This window comes from Pedobacter sp. (assembly GCF_035566355.1).
Lineage (GTDB): Bacteria > Bacteroidota > Bacteroidia > Sphingobacteriales > Sphingobacteriaceae > Pedobacter.
The window spans coordinates 1-18,226 of record NZ_DATMRL010000248.1; the positions used below are offsets into that span (position 1 = coordinate 1).

The following is an 18,226-nucleotide window of genomic DNA, read 5'->3' on the forward strand; positions in this document are numbered from 1 at the left end:
TTTGTGTTCTCTTCTGTTGAAGCCGATGAAGCTGGATAAGGACTCCAGAGGATTAAATAAATTCTTTTATAAGTTTAACACCTGGTTTGCCAATGTAACACATAGTTATTCTAACGGCGTAAAAAAAGCGTTGAAAAAAGCGCCGCTGGTGATGGTTATTTTAGCTTGTCTTTATGTGGGTACGGTCGGGTTGTTTTCTAAAAAACCTTCTGGATTTATTCCAAATGAGGATGCAGGTATTTTCATCATGGGGGTATCGCTTCCTGAAGGTGCTTCTGCTGTCAGAACAAATGCCTTTATAAAAAGAATCACTGATGACGTGATGAAAAAATATCCGGAGGTAAAAAATATTGCTTCAGTTGGGGGATTGAATATTTTGAACCGGTCATTTAAATCCAATGCAGCTACTTTCTTCGTTCAGTTAAAAGACTGGGATGAGCGTAAAAGAGATGTGAATGCAATTATGGCAAGTGTTTCCGCAGATTTTGCCGGAGACAGGGACGGTTATGTACTTGTCGTTGCACCGCCTCCAATTCCCGGATTAGGGATTAGCGGAGGTTTTACCATGGAAATAGAGGAAAAACAAACCGGAGATATTAAAGCATTTGAGGCAAACGTAGGTAAGTTTCTTGCTGCAGCCAATCAAAGGCAGGAAATTGGTATGGCTTATACCCTCTTCAACGCCAGGACGCCTAATTATAAAGTAAGTGTGAACCGTGAGATGGCAAAGAAAATGGGGGTTTCTGTCGGTTCAATTTACAGTACAATTTCTTCCTATTTAGGAAGTAGCTATATCAATGACTTCACAAAATATGGCAGGAACTTCCGGGTAGTAACACAAGCTGATACAAACTACCGGGCTAAGATTGAGAATCTTGGACAGCTATATGTTACCAATTCCAGCGGGGTATCTGTTCCTCTCTCTTCTATGGTTTCTTATAAAACGATAGAAAATGCATCGATTATTAATCACTATAACCTATTCAGATCTATAGAAATTGGTGGTGCGGCCAAACCTGGTTTCAGTTCAGGAGATGCACTTAAGGCGCTTAAAGAGGTTGCTGCGCAAACTCTTCCTTCAAACTATGGATATGATTTCTCGGGATTAAGTTTGGAAGAAACCGAGGCGGGAAACAGTACAATGATGGTTTTCGGACTTGTTATTGTTTTTGTATTTCTTTTACTTGCGGCATTATATGAAAGTTGGTCTGTACCTTTCTCTATCTTGTTAGCGGTTCCGTTGGGCTTATTTGGTGCTATCCTGGCCTTGACTTTCCTTCCTAAACTGGACAATAACGTCTATGCGCAGGTTGGTTTAATCACTCTGATTGGACTATCGGCCAAAAATGCGATCCTGATTGTTGAATTTGCCAAGGAGCGGGTAGATTGGGGTATGGAACTCATTGCAGCAACACTTGAGGCTGTCAAACTGAGATTAAGACCAATTGTGATGACTTCCATGGCATTTATCCTCGGTGTTGTTCCTTTGATGATTTCTACAGGTGCTGGTGCTGTATCCCGTCAAACAATTGGCTGGACAGTGGCTGGAGGGATGCTTTCTGCGACCATACTGGCTTTATTTATTGTTCCGGTATTGTTTGTACTGATCACTAAATTAGCTTATGGCAAAAAGAAACTGGCTGAGCTACAAGCCAATTACAAACCGGAAGAACACAAAGACACTTTACATGCTGATGACTAATTTTTAATAAATCATAAGCGAATAGAGACAGGCCACCCCATAAAGGTGGCCTGTCTCTATTTAAGCGAAGAATGGGTGTAAAATTAGGCGGTCACAATTTATTTTCGCATATTAGTATAACTAATTTTCGAATCTGCAGAATACATCTTACTATTTTATTCTTTTCTTATGAAAGCACTAGCAGGCAAAAAAATACAGAATATCAAAATAAGTTCGGAAATAAGGTATATGATTTTATTGGTCATTTTTTTAGCTTCTATTGCCGGATCGAATTCCAGGGCAGCAATTAATGGTCCTGGTCCGTTTGAGGATGTTGTTGCGGCCCTTAAAAGTGGAAATGCGAAGGATCTTGTTTCTTATTTTGATGCCACAGTTGAATTGAACATTGCCGGAAAATCCGATTCTTACAATAAATCAAAAGCAGAAAGTATATTACTGGAGTTTTTTGCGAAAAACAAGGTTAAATCTTTTGATATTATTCACCAGGGCGAAGGTGGCGGTTCGCGCTTTGCTGCCGGCACCCTTGTTACCTCGGGAGGAACTTTCCGTACCTCCTTCTTCCTTCAGAAAAAGGGCGGTTCTTTTGTCATCAGCGAATTGAGGTTTGAAAACAAGTAAACAAATGCGCCTCTGGAGCTCGCAAATGCCTATTCTGATGAATAAAAATATTATTTAATTGATATTCAAATAATTAATAGTACATTTGAGAATATTTAAATACAATATAATGCAACAAGGAACAGTAAAATTTTTCAATGAGTCAAAAGGTTTTGGATTTATCGTACCAGCAAATGGTGATAGCGAAATCTTCGTTCATTCTTCAGGTTTAATAGATAACATTCGTGAAAATGATTCTGTTAGCTACGATGTAGAGCAAGGTAAAAAAGGATTAAACGCAATCAATGTTAAGATTGCTTAATCAACTTATTTTATAAATCGAAAAAAGCATCCATGATTATGGATGCTTTTTTTATATACACAACATTTTGTTTTAAGGAATGTTTCTAAATTGTAATCCATTTCGAATACACCGTATGATTGTTATAGTTTTGCAGTAAAAGAAATAGCACACATGTCAAAAACTAAATTAACCATTAACAATAACGGATCAGTGAAAATAGAAGGCGATTTTGAGATCGTAGATAGAAATGGAAACATGTATGGCCTTGAGGGCAGAACTGTTTTGTCTATTTGCCGTTGTGGTCTTTCAAAAAATAAGCCATTCTGTGATGGCGCGCACAATGGACATTTCGAGCATGAAGCCATTGCGTTTGATCTTCCACCAAAAAAGAACTAAAAATTTAAATGAAAGCCGCTGAAATATTCCAGCGGCTTTTCTTTTTAAAAAGATTGGTGATTTAAAATCTGAAAATAAGATTTCCAATAACCCTGGCGGGAGCCTGCGGCGTCAAACGTACAGACCATGCCTTTTCACTCGTCAGATTATCAACTTTAAATCCTATACGGAAACGACGCTGGTCATAGAACAAGGTTGCATCGAGTATGGTATATGCGGGTATGATTACTTTATTGGTGGTCGTATTGGTTTGGAAGGAAGAACTTCCATGATTTCCACCAAAACCTGCACCAAATCCTTTCATTTTCCCTTGCGGTACCTGGTAACTCATCCAAAAGTTAATGGTATTTGCCGGACCCGATAAAGCAGGCCGTAAACCATTGATAGTAGAAGCGGCATTGGTATACTTACTATCATTATAGGCATAGCCGGCAATAATATTAAATCCAGCAAAAGGACTTGCTGTGAGTTCAAACTCAATACCCTGACTTTTTTGTGAGGCATCCTGAAGGGAAAAATCGGCGTGATCAGGATCAGTTCGAAGTATATCTTTCACTCTGATATCGTAATAACTTATCGTCCCAACAAGTTTATGATCAAAAATATCTGCTTTAATACCTGTTTCCAATTGATTTGCTTGCTCTGGCTTAAATGAATTACCATTAAAATCTGACCCCGGTTTATTGGTGAAGCCATTCATATAGTTACCGAATACCGAAACACGATCTTTAAGTAGCTGGTATACCAAACCCAGTTTTGGAGATAATGCTGTTTGATTATATGCACCGGTTGCAACACCCGTATTTACAGGAGTAACCCCTAAATTAAAATAGCGGTCGAGACGAAGGCTAAGCATAGCCAGTAATCTGTCTGTAACATTAAATACATTGGAGGCATATACAGCGTAACTGTTGTCTCCATTGCTTTCCGAACGTGTAACGCCAGAAGCTGCCAAAGCATCGATGGTTGCACGGTTAATTTGAGTAATGGTTGGTTTGGTATAGTCGACCGATGGTCCTGTGATGGTCAATCTGTCAAAGCTATTTGCATTATTATAGTAATCCAGGCCTAAAACCAAACGATTACGGTGAGAACCGATCATAAAATCGCCTGTAAAGTTTTGTTGTAGATCTGTAGCAATAAAAGCGGTATACCCTCTCATAATATTTGCAGCTAATGTAGAATCTGTTTTTTGGTTCAAAGCCGATATGTAGCCATTGATGGATGTTCTCGATCTGGAAATGATCGTTTGAGAAGTCCATTCTTCGGATATTTTGTAATTGAACTGGGTAAACAGATTTAGCATTTGCGTCTGATAGGTAAGGTCATTACTACCAAACAGACGATTATAAGGCACGTTCATCGTTTCAATGGACCTGGTTACACCTACTTTTGGCATGTAAGGATTAAACCGGACCACTGAAGTTCCTTTAGCTTGTCCAAATTCTACATCAAACAGCATAGAAAGCTTATCGGTGATCTGATAAGAAAAGCTAGGTGCTAAACTTATACTATTGGTGAAACCCAGATCCTGAAAGCTTTTGTCAAATGTTGTTGCACCATTTAAGCGAAACAAAACAGTTTTATCCGCATTAACTGGCGTATTCACGTCAAAAGCCAGTCGGTTATAGTCCCTGCTTCCACTAAACAAGGACAGCTCTCCGCCAAAACCATTATATGGTTTTTTAGTCACCCTGTTATATAATCCTCCGTAACTGGATAGATTTGTGCCAAATAACGTTGCAGAGGGGCCTTTAATAGCTTCAATGCGTTCCAGATTCGCGGGGTCTATTGCGGTATAGGCAAATCCTGCAACCCCATTTCTTACCATAGGTTCTGTCTCAAAACCCCGGGAACGAAATGTAACCCTACCCTGGTTGGCTAACATTGGAATCCCAGCTCCCGGAACATTTTTAGCAATTTCACCAAGGTCTATCGCAATCTGTTCCTGTATAACTTCTTTTGGAATTGTGGTATATACCTGCGGATTTTCCAGGTTCTTCAGTGGAAGGCGTGCAGCATATACACTCTCCTTTTTGGAGAATTTGTTGGCCGCACTCGTAATAGTGACTTCTTGCAGGGCTTGAACATTTTCTTTTGTAAGATGATAGTTGGCCTCAGTTACTTTATCTGCATTTACAACAACATCCAGGTCTTTTTCTTTTGCCCCAAGAATTTGAATTCTAATGGTATATCTTCCAGGAAGCAGATTGTTAAAGGTATAATTTCCTCCTGCATCTGTTAATGTAGCTTTATGATTTTCAATAAGCGTTACAGAAACAGAGCTAAATGGACTTCCATCTATCAACGTAATCTTTCCGGAAATACTTCCGGTAGTCTGAGCAGCGCAAATTGAAAATCCTGACATCAAGAATGCCAGTAGAATGCAGTATAGATATTTCATCAAATAAATAATGTAATGTGTGATTTAATGGCGGCAAAGATATTATATTATTTATATCAAGTCTAAATAATATGATCATTATTTAGATTAATTCTTTAAAACATCTAAAAGTCAAAATAAACTACTAACTCTATAGTATTAATTTTTTCAATATCTTTGCCGTTATGAACTTCAAATCCATCACCATAGCCGCAAGTCTTACGATAGCTTCGGGCTTAACTTCATTATCCTTTGCACAATTGCCATCAAAATTTATCCCGGAGGGCTTCTGGAGAGGTACGTTTCTGTTGAACAACAGCAAAGAAGTTCCCTTTAATTTCGAAGTCAAGGGAAAAACTGCAACTGATGCAAAAGTTTATTTGATCAATGGAAAGGAACGCTTCGAGATCAACAGGCTTAAACAGGTTAAGGACTCTTTGTTTATCTACCTGGACCAGTTTGACAATGAACTTGCTTTAAAAATTGGTAACAATAGTCTTGAAGGTGTTCTGAGAAAGCAAAATGGTTTGGGAGCAACTCCTGTAAAAGCAGAATTCGGGAAAAAATATAGGTTTGATGAGCCTAAAGAAAAACCGGCAGCTAATCTGACAGGTACTTACGAAGTTGTATTTAAAGATCAATCTGGAAAAGAAACTAAATCTGTTGGTTTATTTTCTCAAAATGGAACAAAACTCAGCGGAACTTTCTTAAAATCTACGGGAGATTCCAGATTTCTTGATGGTGTTGTTAATGGAAACAAGTTCTACTTATCAACTTTCATAGGCTCGGGTGTTGGTTATTATGAAGGAAATATCTTGGAGAATGGTGCTATTAGTGGTGTAGTCGGTGTCGGTGGAAAACAGACATTTATTGGAACAAGAAATGAGAAGGCAACACTTGCAGATGCGTATTCACTAACTTACTTAAAAGATGGTTATAAGACCTTGGATTTCAGTTTTCCTGACCTTAATGGTAAACAAGTCTCTTTAAAAGATGAAAAGTATAAAGGTAAAGTAGTTATCTTAACCATCACGGGGAGCTGGTGCCCTAACTGTATGGATGAAGCCTCTTTTTTAGCGCCTTGGTTCAAAAAGAATAAAGGTCGTGGTGTTGAAGCAATTGGACTTCACTATGAAAGAACAACAGAACCTGCCTATGTTAAAAAAGTATTGAGTCGTTTTAAGGATAGATTTGATATTGAGTATGATCAGGTGATTGCCGGGACTGCCGATCCAAAAAGCGTATCTGAATCTTTACCTGCTTTAAATAGCTTCCTTTCCTTTCCAACAACCATATTCATAGACAGGAAGGGAAATGTTGCCAAGATATATACCGGTTATAATGGACCTGCAACAGGAAAATATTATACTGAATATGTGAAAGAATTCAATGCAGAAATAGATAAATTAGTTGCTGAATAATTTATAAACAGCTACATAAAAAGCCCGGTCAAAACGCCGGGCTTTTTATGTATAAAACAGTGGGTACTGTTATTTAGCATTCTTTTTAGCGGTTACTTCCTGACGGATATCCTGGGCCAGTGCCTTACTTTGCTGAAGGGCATTGCGCAGTCTTGTACCTGCAGCTTTATTTCCCTTTTCATAAAATGCAACAGCTTCCTTTTCAGCAGAAGTTAGCAGTTCTTTGAGCTCATTAAATTTTTGCATAATCTAGTTTTATAAGTAAACAATCAATTGATTCTTTTTAGGTTAACTCTAATCTAAATATTTTTTATCTGATCTGCGAATTTTATTTAAATTCTTATTGTTACAACGAAATCAATGCCAGATATATTCCTGGTTTCATAAAAAATTATCAGCTTCCCGGTAGGCTTGGATTAAACGCAGCTCCCCTTCTTTCCCCTTTAAAGAAAGACCATGTTCCATTCCCATGACGCCTTTATAGCCCTTCTGATAAAGATGTTTAAATATGTTTTTATAATTGATTTCGCCGGTACCTGGTTCTTTTCTTCCAGGGTTATCTCCTATTTGTATATAAGCAATCTCCTCCCAGCTTCTATCGATGTTAACGATTAAGTCTCCTTCATTCCTTTGCATATGGTAAATATCAAAAAGAATTTTACAAGAGGGGCTGTTGACCGCTTTACACACACTATAAGTCTCATGGGTATGCTGCAAAAAAAGTTCCGGTGTATCGCTTAATGTTTCAAGCACCATAATCAAACCATGTGGCTCAAAGATCTCTGCACCCGCTCTCATGGCATCTACCACATTCGACATCTGAATTCCGTAGGGCAATTTACGTTCATAAAAACCAGGCACAACGGTAAGCCATTTCGCATTACATCTTTTTGCGGCTTCCACAGAACGCCGACAGGTTTCTTTAAAATGGTCTTTGAACTCTTTTTTACCTGTGGTTAGCGAAATTTTCCAATTATCACCGCCATCTACTACAAATACACCCATTCTCATACCCAGTTTGGCCAGCAGTTCTCCAATTTGGGTTTGTTCTGTTTCTGAGCGTCCCAGAAAACCATTGTCTTCTATTGATCTGAATCCCATATCATACAGATACCTGATCTGATCTAAAAAACCAGTGCCGGCATGTTGTGCGAACATACCTTCATGTGGTGCGTAATCAAGATTAAATGTCTTACCAGTTGCAACAGGATGTCTGGACAAGTCTAGGGGTTCTGCAATCACATTTACGGCAGAACCAGTTAAAAGTGTACCTGTTGCAATTGCACTATTTTTTAAAAACTCAATTCTGTTCATATAAGAGCTGTGTGTTAAATTAATTTACGATCATTTTTTTAAAACCTGTTGTCAATGTATCTGCTATCGCCCCGTCTTTACGCTGGTAAATAATATAGGCTTCCATATTTCTCCTTGCGGAAACAAATGCAAGTGCTTCTTTGAGTCCCATAGCCATAATTGCATTATCATAGCCATCTGCTGTTAGTGCATCTTTTGCAAAAACGGTAACACTGATAAGTTCAGTGTTCAGTGGATAACCTGTTTTGGGATTGATCAGATGCGAAACCTTTTTATTGCCCGACTTAATAAATTTCCTATAATTACCTGAGGTAGTTACTGCACCTTCAATAAAACTAATTATATGCCTGATTTGAGGTTCAGATACACCGTCGGGTGCTGGACCTTCAATGCCGATTTTCATAGTAGTATCATCTGGTTTACGTCCTTTCAATCTGATCTCTCCACCTATTTCTACCATATAACAATGTATCCCCTTGCCTTCAAGATAATCTGCAACTACATCTACGCTGTATCCTTGTGCTATCCCATTCAAATCCAAATGTACGTTTGGTCTGCGTTTTAAAAGCCTGTTACCTTTAAGTTCCAGATAATCCATTCCAACATTTTTCAGCAATTCCGTAATCTCCGCAGAGTCTGGGAAAACACTGATGGGTTTGGGGCCAAAACCCCATGCCTGGACCAAAGGAGCTACAGTTACATCAAACTTACCTTGTGTATCTTTAAAAATCTCAAAGGATTTTCTGATTACAGCCAAAAAATGGGGATCAAGGGATACTCCATTTTCTGAAGAGTTAAACTTGCTGATCAGCGAATAGGACTTGTACAGAGACATCGATGAGTCTATTTTGAGTAGAATATTGTCTACTCCTTCCTTTGTGATCAAGGCAGAATCTGCAAAATACTTAATAGAATAATCCGTGCCCTGGGCATAGCCATGTATACTGTAAAGCTGCTGCTCTTTTTTTGTAAATAAAAAAGAGAGCAGCAAGGGCAAAAAAAGCAGGACTATTTTATGGAGATAACCCATTATATCTTCTTTAAATCACCTTAGTTTTCCCAGGCGTGGCAACCGGATATAACCCGTTCGCATCCGGCATAACTTTTGGATTTGCTGTCCAGCTCAGCTGTTCGGGAAACAGGCTGTTCTCCGCTTTTAAAGCTTCGTCCCATTTAATGCTTTGGCCTGAATAGGTGGCGTACCTTCCGATAATTGCTGTGAAACAGCTTTTAGCCGCCCGCTCAGCGTCATTAAACTTATATTCGCCTTTTGAAATTGCAGCAAATAACTCATCATGTTCTGTCTGATAAGGATTTTTATTTCCTTTTGTCGGATGGCTGAAGATCTCCTTACCTGTATGGTCCCATAATATACCATGGTTACCCGCAGATAAATAAGTACGGCCTTTAGTGCCTTGAAAAGATTCGTCGACCCGGTTTTCAGTACCCTCGAAATGACGGCATTGGCTGTAGATCACAGCACCATCAGCGTAGGTAAGTTCGACAGCATGGTTATCATATATTTCTCCGTAGTCTTTTCCTGTTCTCCATGCTCTGCTTCCAGTTCCCTGAACAAGAACAGGATAAGAACCTTTTATCCAGTTGGCAATATCAATATTGTGAACGTGTTGCTCTACTATATGGTCTCCGCATAACCAGTTAAAATAGTACCAGTTACGCATCTGATACTCCATTTCGGTTTGCTGGGGCTGACGTTTTTTTACCCAAACTCCCCCACTGTTCCAATATACCTGTCCGCTGTAGATATCACCTATAGCACCGTCCTGTATGCGTTTCATGGTCTCTCTGTAATTGGCCTGGTATCTACGTTGCAAACCTACCACAACATTTAATTTTTTTTGTTTCGCAACCTCAGCTGCTGCCAATACCCTTCGTATTCCCGGGGCGTCAACAGCTACAGGTTTTTCCATGAACACATGTTTCCCTTGTTTAACCGCTTCTTCAAAATGACCTGGTCGGAATCCTGGAGGGGTAACCAATAAAACAACATCCGCTAAAGGGATTGCCTTCTGATAAGCATCAAAACCGACAAAACGCCGTTCTACCGGCACATCTACCTTATCTTTAAATTTTTCAGAAAGCACTTTATAACTGTTGTCTATTCTGTCCTGAAAGGCATCGGCCATAGCCACAAGTTTGATGTTCGCTGTGGTACTTAAAGCCTGAAATGCAGCGCCAGTACCACGATCGCCGCAACCAATTAAAGCAATTTTAATAGTATCATCTACAGAGGAATGTCCACCTGCAAAGGCAAATTGGTTCAATAAGACACCTCCGGCCAGCAGTGCCGAGGCTTTAATAAACTCACGGCGTTTGTCGCCAAGTTCTTCTTTGTTCATAGTCGTTTGGTTTTATTTGTGGGTTAGTGTATTAGATCAATAATCTGCAATTACAGGGCGGTCGTAATAAGCATCTATTTCTGCCTTTGAAGGAGGAACAGCAGGTCTAACCAATCTCATCCCTATAAATGGTGCTTCTGGAAACCACCAGTTGCTTTTAGGAATCTGAGGATCCAGTTGCTTCCATGCAGGATCTGAAGCAGTTCTTGCTGCAGACCGTAAACGTTCGGCAGTATCATCGTAAGATCCGCCACGGATCACATGCGCATATAGTTTAGAGGGAACAGCTACGGGATTTTCTACCGGGTTTCCTTTCATATCCTTGTAAAAATCTGGCAGATACTGATCAAAAGTCCACTCTCCTACATTTCCGTACAAATCATAAATTCCCCATTTATTTGGCTTCTTCAAGCCAACAGGATGACTTTTCCCACCGCTATTGTCCTTAAACCAGGCGTAGTCACCGAGTGCTTTATCGTCATCACCAAAAGCGTACTCTGCCGCACTTCCGGCCCGACAGGCATATTCCCATTCTGCTTCTGTTGGTAAACGGTAAAAAACACCTGTTCTTGCATATAACCACTTACAATATTGTATAGCATTGTATTGTGTCATTGCCAGTGCCGGATGGTTTTCTTTTCCCATCCCAAAAGTCATATCCAGATAAGGCTTAGTGGGCCTGGTTACTGCATCCACCTCTGGCGGAACCGGGGCCGTACTATGAGAAACTTCGTAATCTTTATACAGGAAGGGTTCATATAGGTCCCAGGTAAGTTCAAATGCAGACATCCAGAAGGCTTGGAGTTTTACTTTATGCAACGGCTGTTCGTCTGGTTTTCCTTTTTTACTACCCATCATAAAGGTGCCAGCGGGTACTGGTTTCATAGGGAACGATAGCTTTGTGCCTTCTATTTTTTGGACATAAGATGTATTGATATCCTGAGAAAAGGACGGGGAAGTGCTGGTCAGCAATAATAAGGTGAATAGCGTTTTTATCTTCATTATTTATGATCTTGATTGCGTGTAAGTATTTATACGGAGGAAATGCTTTCCTTAATCAGGCCATACAGATCTGCTGCGCCACCGTCAAAACGAATACCATTTACAAAAAAACTTGGTGTACCGTTTACGCCACTACGCGCTCCACTTTCGAAATCATCTTCTACTTTCTGACTCAGTTCTGGTTGTTCCATATCAGATTGAAACACATCTATGTCCAAATCAATCTGTTCTGCAAAATAGATCAAATTAGGTTGGTTAAGCATGTCCTGATTTGCATAGATCAGATCATGCATTTCCCAATATTTGCCCTGTTTACCGGCTGCTTCAGCAGCCAGTGCAGCGCTAAAAGCATATTCGTGCGCATCTCTGAGTGGAAAATTTCTGAACGTAAATGAAATCGCTTCGCCAAACTGCTCCATGATTTCTTCAACGATAGGCTCTTCGGCTCCACAGTAAGGGCATTGAAAATCTCCAAACTCTACAATCTCCAATTGTGCTTGTTTTGCACCCCTGGTATGATCGGCATCATTAACTGGCGGTTTTAACTGTCCTGACATATTTGGTTATTTATTTTATACAAGTTAAATAAATAACCTTCACAGATGCAAATGCTTTCAATAATTCCTTTGAGGAAGGATCAATAATTTTAGGCAGGCCTATTCAAAATCAATAGTCTTTTAACCTTAACAGGGCTTCAAGATAATAATAATCCGCATAGACCAGGGGAACATCGATCTCTTCGCCATGTGGAAAGCTTCCGGTACAATGTTTGATCAGAAAGTTATTATTCGTGCCAGGTTGCGCCAGATAAGATGAAGAGCTTAAAGAATTCAGCATTTGAATCGCATTCGATTTATATTCTTTACCTTTTTTGCCGGCATACTTACTCAGCTCAAGCAGTGCGGAACTCACAATTGCCGCAGCAGAGGCATCTCTGGGCACCAACTTATACAAAGAAGAATCATATTTCCAATCTGGGCGATAGCCTTTTTCATTCACATTGAAATCCCAGTAAGGAATTTTGTCTTCAGGAAGATTTTTATTTTTCAGATAGAAATCAGCCAGATGCATGGCTGTATGTAGAAACCTGGTGTCTTTTGTTTCCCGGTAAACCATCGTAAAGCCATAAATTGCCCAGGCCTGTCCTCTTGCCCAGGTAGAATGATCAGAATAACCCTGGCAAGTCTGGCGGTTCAGAACCTTCCCACTAAGTGTATCATAATTTACGACATGATAAGTACTATAATCTGACCTGATGTGGTTTTTCATCGTTTGTTCTGCATGTTTAACCGCAATATCCTTATAGGTCCGGTCGCCGGTAACCTTAGAAGCAAAGAATAAGAGTTCCAGGTTCATCATATTGTCTATAATCACGGGATAATGCCACATGGTTTTTCCATCCCATGACAATCTCGAATTCCAGGATTCTATACTGCCAACTTTTGGGTTATATCTTTTACAAAGAGATTTTGCCGACTGTATGAGTATGTTTTTGTAACTTTCATTACCAGTTAAGCGGTATGCATTTCCATAACTGCAGTACATCATAAAACCCAGATCATGGTTACTGCTATTGAATTTATTTTTTTCCAGGGACTCTGTCCATTTGATGGATTGCTGTTTCCATAACGTATCTTTGGTATATTCGTATACATACCATAAATCACCAGGCCAAAATCCTCCTGTCCAATCCCATATGTCTACGTACCTCAAAGATCCGTCTTTGGCACTGGTGCGGGGATATTTGTTCAGATCCGTTGAAACTTCCAGCATATGATGATATTGCTGCTGTGCCAGATTAAAACCTTTTTCGAGCAAGCCTTGATTCTTTTGTTGTGCCAGGCCAGATCTGGTCAATAGAAAACAAGCGACAAGCAGCATAATTTTAGTTAAACCGGTTAATTTCATCTATTTAATTATTTTTTTAAGTGATCGTATGGAACTATTTCAAATTCCAGATACAATTGTCAGCGATTTCTTTTCCTCCAGATACTGCTTTCACAACAATATTGTTCTGGCCTTTTTTTAGCCTGACACCAGACCATAAGATCGTGTTCAGATCGTTTTTAATATGGGTTCCCAGAAGCTTGCTATTAACCCAAAGTGTTGCACTCGGAACATTTGTAAATATCTTTATTGAGGTTAAAGCTGTATGACGAATATTATTTCTACGCTCAGCGATGTATAACATTGGCACAGGGTTCCAATTCGCTTTATAAAAATAGAAGGCATCTTTTTTAATCTTTCTGTCATAAGTAACCAAACCTTTATCGTTAATGCCATCCTTATCTCCTTCTGTACGAATGGAAGAACCAAAATCGGCTAGTACCCATATGAACTTTCCCCATATAAAGGGTCTTAATTTCAATTCAGACCAATATCTTTCGTGAAAGGCTGTTTGCCACTCTTCCGGATGGAATTTTCCTTTTGCTTCTGGTGCAGTCAATTTCTCTGTATGTTTAAAAGGGCTTGCCCCTGCTCCATATTCGCTGATAGCAATTGGTTTTGCCGGTAGTTCTTTATGAACCTGATCTGCCCAGCTTCCAATCTCTTCAAATTTCCCGCCATACCATCCAAAATATTTATTCCAGGCCATCACATCTGTTAGGTCTGTAAAATATTTGGTCTCCAGATTAGAGGCCAGTGTGGTCAGACGATCAGGGTCTTCTTTTTTTGTCAGGTCATTCAAGGACTTGATAAAAGGCTCAGGATCATCGTAGTTGAAATTAAGTTCATTGAACAAACCCCAGAAACAGATGGATGGGTGGTTATAATTTTGACGGATAAGTTCAGTCAGTGTTTGTTTAATGTTATTTTCCAGATCGGTGTTTTTGACATAACCTGTGCCCGTATAACCGCCTGGCCCAACAAAAGGAATTTCCGACCATAATACAATTCCATTGCGGTCACAAAGATCATAGAAATGTTTACTATGTGGGTAATGAGTGAGTCTTACAGCAGTGGCCCCTAATTCCTTAATCAGATCCATATCATGGTCTTGATCCATATCACCTAAGGCAGAGCCTTTACCTGATAAATCCTCATGTCTCCCAACTCCATATAAATCCAGGTATCGTCCATTCAAAAAGAACCCTTTATCAGGATCAACGCTAAAATAACGAAAGCCCAGTGGTTGAACGACCTCATCAATTATATTTCCGTCGTGCAGCAGCTCTACTTTAACCTGATACAGATAAGGGTCAGCTTTAGCGTTCCATAAATGTGGTTTATCGATCATCAAAGATTGTTTAACATCCTGGCCCTCTAAGGCTGTAATTTCGGAGGTTATTGTTTTTATCTGTTGCTTTTGCTGATCATAAACTGTAGTTCTTAACCTCAGATCCTTCCGGTTAGTCAAAGAGAGTTTGGTTAGAACTTCCACTTCTGCCAGTTGCTGAGTTACATTTTTTTGTTTGAGATATACTCCGGGAGAGCCGTAGTCCAGGGGACTGATGCAATTCCGTTCCGTAACCAGCAGGGAAACCGGCCGGTGTATTCCCCCGTAACTGTTAAAATCGCCATGTAGGGGTATCACATCAAGTCTGTAAGCATTACTAACCTGAACGGTAATCAAGTTGTCTCCAGGTTTCAAATCATTTGTGATCTCTACACTGAAGGCGGTGTACCCACCCCGGTGTTCTGCAATCATTTTATGGTTAATAAAAACATTTGCTACGTTATTTACACCTTCAAAATGAAGAAACAACCGTTTATTTGCCCATTCCTGGGATACATGAAGTGTATTTTCATAGATAGCTGATGTCCTCTTATAATCTGCGATTCCCTGAAGCACTTCCTTCGCATTCCAGGTGTGTGGCAGGGTAACCTGCTCTTTTTTAATGCCCTGCTCAAAGTTGTAAGCAAAATAGAATTGCCAACCGGTATTCAATGGAATCATTTGCCTGCCCTCTTTTTTCGAAAGGAATCCGGCTATGCTGGAATTGCAATAAAATAGTAGGAGGATCGTAAAGGCAATGATGTTCTTATATCGCATTCTTTTATATTTGAGAGGTCTTATTTTTTTAGATTTAAAGATTTTAAGAACATCCATGGATATTCATTCAAATTTTTATTGGATACTGAATTGGATTTGGTCTCTGTAACTTGCAGCAGATTGCTTTTTCCTTTTATATTTCCTTTAAACACGTTGTTTTTCCAGGTGATAGCACGATATTGTTCTGCTGATTTGGTAAACATTCCGATAACTCCCCCGCTATACAGGAAAAGATTATCTTCAAAAACGATATCCTTTGGAATTCCATGTTCAATATCTATCAGTTCCATTTTAAAAGGTTCAGCACTTTGGTTATAAAATATATTTCCAGACACACGTGTATGATCCGTAACCAGGGCAAAATTGAACAGGCGCCTGCGGTTATTTCCATCATTTACACTTAAGTTATTCCGTATAATGTTATTCGTGGTCATCCTGCTTTTCTCATCGATCGCATCTGAAATGACCAGCATAAATCCTCCTTCATTATCATGACTATAATTATTCTGGATGATCGTATGGTTGCAATTCCCATCAATATCAAAAGACTGCCCGTCATTGGCCCAGTTCACATTTTTAGTATAAGCAACTTCATTGTATTGGATGATTGTATGATCACTACTATGTGGCCATATACCTACAGCATTGTCCTTTGCCCGTGTTCTGGTATAAAAGAGTTTATTTAGCTCAACCAATGCACCATCGAAGGCTTTGATCACGATTCCGTCTCCGCCGATATCTTCAAGTGTGCAGCCTCTGATGACCAGGTTCTTATTCGGAAACCAATTGTTTCTAAAGGCAAATGTACCATTACCTCTAATCCCGTTGCGGTCCACACGCAGTAACCTGCAATTTTCTATAATCAGATTTTCAATATTACTTGGCTTGGGTCCCCTGCAATCCCAGAAGATACCATTTCCCTCTTTACTTCCTTTTTTGTTATCCCCGTTAATATCGTGAATATATAATCCGGACAACCGGATATTAGAAATTGTACCTATATCTTCAGAAAGGATACGGACCCCAACTGGGCCCGTATTCTGTTCTTGTACTAAAGTGTCTGTATTTGAGATATCAAAAAATTCGAACAAAAGATTACTGATATTTTTTAGTAGCACAGCGTCCTGAAATTTGCCATCAGCTGCGATAACCGGCAGAGCGCCTTTTCCGTATGCACTGAAAATCAATAGTTTTTCTATCGTTCCATTGCCTTTTGGAACAAGCTGTCCACGCCAGATACCTCCCCGTTTGAACAATACACGGTCTCCTGGCATAAATTTCACAGAATTCACCTTTTGCAGTGATTTCCAGGCTTGTGTTTCTGATTGTCCGCTGAGTTGATCGTTGCCAGCGGAGCTATCCACATAGTAAGTTTCTGCCTTTGCAGCTATCGACATTAAGCCGATCAAACAGATCATTAAACTCTTCTTTACCATATCTCTTTTAGTTTATCCAACCCGGATTTTGTTTTAAATTAGGATTTCTTTCTATTTCAACTGCAGGAATTGCCCAATTGTACAAATAATCACCTTTAAACGAATAAGCATACACCACGCTGCCCCATATTTGTTTGACACCATTTCCTGCATAAAATGCTTTATCTTTCCAACTTTTCCATCGCATTTCATCAAAAAAGTTGATTCCTTCATTCGGGAATTCTACTCTTCTCTCGTTGCGTATACGTTCTCTCAAGTCCGTTTGTCCTGTAACATATGTTGGTAGTGCAGCATTTACGGTTTGAAGCGGTAATACGCCTGCCCTCGTTCTAACCTCATTTACTTTGGCGATAGCATCCGAAACTGAACCTTGCTCATTCAGTGCTTCTGCCCACATCAACAGTACATCTGCATATCTGATCAATGCGAAATCTGTTGGTCCATAATCTCTAGCTGGTGTTTCGCTGGTTCCTTCGTAAACATATTTTCTATACAGATAATAGAATAGGCTTTGGGTATCGGTCCGTAAATCACCATTGGTTGCTGCTTCCGAACGATATGGCCACCTAGAAGTCACAACTGCATTTGCACCATTAAATACCCCCAAATAAGTAGAATAAGGTGTAATCACATTTGCGGTCAAACGTGGATCTCTATTGGCATAGGCAGCCAAGATACGAGCTTCATTTCCGGTTGGCAAATAAAGGCTCATTTTTGCTCCTCTTTTAGTAGCAGCTGCAATTTCGGCATCTGTTAAATTGTTTCTCAAGAAATATACTTCACGTTCTGCCGCACTTAAAGAAGAAAAGCCAGGTAACACTGCGTCCCAGTTAAATTTAGATCCATCTGCATTTTCATACAGATCAACCAGATTAGGCGATACATGATATGTATTCCAGCAAGAGCCAAATGATGAACGTGTACCGCAATAGAATTGAGTGGTCGACCCAAATCCAGAAACACCAATATTTTGGATTGAAAAGATCATTTCTGCAGATTGCTCATTTGCAGTTTTAAACAGAGCTGAATAGTTTGGAAACAGTGAATAGCCAGCATCCTTTACTTTCTGGAAATCTGCGGCGGCAAGATCCCATTTTTGGGTATACATATAAGCTTTACCACGTAGAGCATAGGCTGCTCCTTTAGTGATATGTCCGTAGGATGCGTTTCCGGCTAAATAGCGATCAGGAAGATTTGTCTCTGCAACAACATCATTCAAGTCGCCGATCACCTGCGCCCATACTTCGGCTTCAGTATTTCTTGGTTTTATTGCTTGACTGGCAGTATAAGGTTCCAGATAGATAGGTACCCCCTTAT

At 39.7% G+C, this 18,226-nt stretch carries 16 protein-coding genes; 5 read left to right on the plus strand and 11 right to left on the minus strand.

Going from position 1 to position 18,226, the window contains the following annotated elements; translation table 11 throughout:
* The 4 genes from VNZ46_RS09545 to VNZ46_RS09560 all read left to right on the plus strand — a co-directional run.
* The coding region (locus tag VNZ46_RS09545) for an efflux RND transporter permease subunit (protein WP_325559909.1) at positions 1–1,702 on the plus strand (1,702 nt) is incomplete at its 5' end.
* Between the two features lie 168 nt (positions 1,703–1,870).
* On the plus strand, positions 1,871–2,320 hold the full coding sequence (locus VNZ46_RS09550) for a DUF4783 domain-containing protein (RefSeq protein WP_325559911.1): 450 nt from the start codon (positions 1,871–1,873) through the stop codon (positions 2,318–2,320).
* A gap of 109 nt (positions 2,321–2,429) precedes the next feature.
* Positions 2,430–2,621 (plus strand): cold-shock protein, encoded by a 192-nt coding sequence (locus VNZ46_RS09555; protein ID WP_133779553.1) that lies wholly within the window; start codon positions 2,430–2,432, stop codon positions 2,619–2,621.
* 153 nt (positions 2,622–2,774) lie between these two features.
* The gene (locus VNZ46_RS09560) at positions 2,775–2,999 is read left to right on the plus strand and encodes a CDGSH iron-sulfur domain-containing protein (protein WP_325559913.1); all 225 of its coding nucleotides are present in this window, start codon (positions 2,775–2,777) and stop codon (positions 2,997–2,999) included.
* Between the two features lie 61 nt (positions 3,000–3,060).
* Here the strand turns inward: VNZ46_RS09560 and VNZ46_RS09565 are convergent, their stop codons facing one another.
* A complete protein-coding gene (locus tag VNZ46_RS09565; protein WP_325559914.1) occupies positions 3,061–5,367 on the minus strand; it encodes a TonB-dependent receptor in 2,307 nt (768 codons plus the stop codon).
* Between the two features lie 200 nt (positions 5,368–5,567).
* On the opposite strand from VNZ46_RS09565, the gene VNZ46_RS09570 reads away from it, so the two are divergent.
* Positions 5,568–6,803, plus strand: a complete 1,236-nt coding sequence (locus VNZ46_RS09570; RefSeq protein ID WP_325559916.1) for a TlpA disulfide reductase family protein — start codon at positions 5,568–5,570, stop codon at positions 6,801–6,803.
* 69 nt (positions 6,804–6,872) lie between these two features.
* Here the strand turns inward: VNZ46_RS09570 and VNZ46_RS09575 are convergent, their stop codons facing one another.
* From VNZ46_RS09575 to VNZ46_RS09620, 10 genes are all read right to left on the minus strand, one after another.
* On the minus strand, positions 6,873–7,049 hold the full coding sequence (locus VNZ46_RS09575; protein ID WP_108555437.1) for a histone H1: 177 nt from the start codon (positions 7,047–7,049) through the stop codon (positions 6,873–6,875).
* A gap of 135 nt (positions 7,050–7,184) precedes the next feature.
* Entirely contained in the window at positions 7,185–8,117 is a 933-nt protein-coding gene (locus VNZ46_RS09580; RefSeq protein WP_325559917.1) for a hydroxypyruvate isomerase family protein, read from the minus strand.
* A gap of 19 nt (positions 8,118–8,136) precedes the next feature.
* A complete protein-coding gene (locus VNZ46_RS09585) occupies positions 8,137–9,147 on the minus strand; it encodes an FAD:protein FMN transferase (RefSeq protein WP_325559919.1) in 1,011 nt (336 codons plus the stop codon).
* Positions 9,148–9,157: 10 nt separating this feature from the next.
* A complete protein-coding gene (locus VNZ46_RS09590; protein ID WP_325559921.1) occupies positions 9,158–10,477 on the minus strand; it encodes a Gfo/Idh/MocA family oxidoreductase in 1,320 nt (439 codons plus the stop codon).
* A 36-nt stretch (positions 10,478–10,513) separates the two neighbouring features.
* On the minus strand, positions 10,514–11,479 hold the full coding sequence (locus tag VNZ46_RS09595; RefSeq protein ID WP_325559923.1) for a formylglycine-generating enzyme family protein: 966 nt from the start codon (positions 11,477–11,479) through the stop codon (positions 10,514–10,516).
* A 29-nt stretch (positions 11,480–11,508) separates the two neighbouring features.
* Positions 11,509–12,036, minus strand: a complete 528-nt coding sequence (locus tag VNZ46_RS09600) for a DsbA family protein (protein ID WP_325559924.1) — start codon at positions 12,034–12,036, stop codon at positions 11,509–11,511.
* A 109-nt stretch (positions 12,037–12,145) separates the two neighbouring features.
* Entirely contained in the window at positions 12,146–13,387 is a 1,242-nt protein-coding gene (locus tag VNZ46_RS09605; RefSeq protein WP_325559925.1) for a glycoside hydrolase family 88 protein, read from the minus strand.
* A 34-nt stretch (positions 13,388–13,421) separates the two neighbouring features.
* Complete coding sequence (locus VNZ46_RS09610; protein WP_325559927.1) at positions 13,422–15,473, minus strand: glycoside hydrolase family 2 protein; 2,052 nt, start codon at positions 15,471–15,473, stop codon at positions 13,422–13,424.
* A 20-nt stretch (positions 15,474–15,493) separates the two neighbouring features.
* Positions 15,494–16,909, minus strand: coding sequence for a hypothetical protein (locus VNZ46_RS09615; RefSeq protein ID WP_325559929.1), 1,416 nt, complete (start codon positions 16,907–16,909; stop codon positions 15,494–15,496).
* Between the two features lie 7 nt (positions 16,910–16,916).
* Positions 16,917–18,226 (minus strand): RagB/SusD family nutrient uptake outer membrane protein (locus VNZ46_RS09620; protein ID WP_325559931.1); only part of this gene is annotated, 1,310 nt, incomplete at its 5' end.